Here is a 1,525-nt window from a genome sequence, read left to right as displayed (position 1 = left end):
GGGTGTGGATCTGATCCTGAGCATCGCCTGAGCGAAAGGGCGGGTTGGCAGGAGCAGGCCGAGGCGTGGGAGAAATCCCGGCCATGGTGAAAGTGACGCTGGAAGTGCCCGAGGAGGTCGCCACGCTGCTCAAGGCGATGGAGGCCAAACTGCAGGCGGAGGCGAAGGCAGCACGAGAGTTCGCACCGGTGGACCCGGAAGGGGCGCTGCGCAACATCGACGCGGCGGCCGAGGCGCTGTCGCTCGAAGGCAAGCGGAGGTTGCTTCAAGGCTACGACGCCGACGCGCCCCGCCTCCTCATCGACAGCGCGCCCCACGCGCGCGTCGGCCGGTACACGGCGAGGTACAAGACGCGGCAAGGGGAAGTCGAAGTAGAGCGCAGCCTCTACCGCCGGAGGGGCCAGCGCAACGGCCCCACGGTGGACACCATCAGCTTGCGCGCCGGGTGCGTGGCGGACGGCTGGCTGCCCGAGGCAGCGCGCGGCATGGCCCACCTGCTGGCCAAGGGGACTTCGCGCGAGGCGGAGGGGACGGCCCGCGCCCTGGGCGTGCTGCCTTACAGCCGCAGCAGCTTCGAGCGAGTGGGGCACGCGGTAGGCAAGCTGTACGGGGAGGGGCGTGTGCGCGTGGAGGCCGCTCTCGCCGACGCGCTCGAGGTGCCAGAGGGGGCGCACAGCGTCAGCGTCAGCTTGGACCGGGTGGCCCTGCCCATGGAGGAGCCGAAGGGGCGGCCCGTGGGACGTCCTCGACGCGGCGCTGCGAAGAGGCCCGTCGACGTCGTCTGGCGCATGGCCTACGTGGCCTGTCTCACCTTCCACGACTCGAAAGGTGAGGCGCTCTCCACCCTGCGCTATGGGCGCATGCCAGCCCGGGGGGGAAAGGAACTGGCTCGGCGGCTGGCACTCGACGTGGAGGCCCTCCTGGGTCAGGTGCCCTCCATGCGCGTGGTGGTCCTCACCGACGGCGCTCCGGAGTTGCATGCGCTGCTCGACGAGGCACTCGCCACGTACGCCCCCACGGCCAAGGGCGTCGTGCGCCTGGTGGACTTCTGGCACCTCATGGAGAAACTCGGCGCGGCGGCGCTGCTGCTGGCGTCCACCGAGCAAAAGGCCGCGGCCCTGCGCGAGAAGTGGAAGCTGATGCTTCTCAACCAACCTGGTGCCGTCTGGAAGCTGGTGCAGATGCTGGACGCCTCGGGCAAGCGCGACGGCGTGCTCGGCGACGGCCGCCCCGTCCACGAGGCGCTCACCTACCTGGAGAACCACGGCGAACGCATGCACTACGCCGACGCCCGGGCCGCCGGCCTGCCTATCGGCAGCGGCAATGTGGAGGCCACCTGCAAGTCGCTCGTGGCCCTGCGCATGAAGCGCCCCGGCAGCCGCTGGAAAGAGCAGTCCGGTCAAAATGTGCTCGACCTCCGCTCCCTGGTGCTTTCCGAGCGCTGGGACGCCGCCATCGACCTCACGCTCGCCCCTCTGCGCGCTCAGGTCCACCGGGCTGCGTGCTCAGGATGAGAGCCAGACCC

General features: G+C 70.2%; 1 protein-coding gene. It reads left to right on the top strand.

The window, feature by feature from the left end:
• Positions 1-83: 83 nt before the first annotated feature.
• On the top strand, positions 84-1,514 hold the full coding sequence (locus tag FL311_RS43065; RefSeq protein WP_141333458.1) for an ISKra4 family transposase: 1,431 nt from the start codon (positions 84-86) through the stop codon (positions 1,512-1,514).
• Positions 1,515-1,525: the final 11 nt, after the last annotated feature.

The sequence above is a fragment of the Myxococcus sp. AB025B genome (assembly GCF_006518215.1).
Taxonomy (GTDB): domain Bacteria; phylum Myxococcota; class Myxococcia; order Myxococcales; family Myxococcaceae; genus Myxococcus; species Myxococcus fulvus.
This window is presented reverse-complemented; position numbering and strand designations above follow the sequence as displayed.